This is a genomic window from Micromonospora endophytica (genome assembly GCF_003236305.1).
Classification (GTDB): Bacteria; Actinomycetota; Actinomycetes; order Mycobacteriales; family Micromonosporaceae; genus Micromonospora; species Micromonospora endophytica.
Map to the genome: position 1 here is coordinate 1 of NZ_POTX01000553.1, position 392 is coordinate 392.

1 protein-coding gene is annotated in these 392 nt (G+C 72.2%); it reads right to left on the reverse strand.

Annotation, left to right across the window (positions count from 1 at the left end):
- A partial coding sequence (locus C1I93_RS31060) for a class I SAM-dependent methyltransferase (RefSeq protein ID WP_146603636.1) occupies positions 1-392 on the reverse strand: 392 nt, incomplete at both ends.

The following is a 392-nucleotide window of genomic DNA, read 5'->3' on the forward strand; positions in this document are numbered from 1 at the left end:
CACGTGGAGCCCGGACAGTTCGGCGACGACCATGTCGGGGGTCTGCAGCACGGTCGGGTCCTGTGGGCCGCCGATCCCGTTGGTGAGGTTCGCCAGATCGTGCCCGACCAGGACCAGTGAGCCGCCGGGGCATACGGCGGCACCGGCCCGGTGTAGCACCGTCGAACGTTGCGGCGCGGGCAGGTGCAGGTAGGCGAGCAGCACCAGGTCGAAGCCGCCCACCTCGGGCTGGTAACTGGTGACGTCGGCGACCTGCCAGTCGACCTCGACGCCGCGTTCGCGGGCGAGCTTCCGGCCGCGCTCGACGGCAACGGCCGAGAAGTCGACGGCGGTCACCCGCCAGCCCTGCTCGGCCAGCCAGACCGCGTTGCGCCCCTCACCGGCCCCCAGAT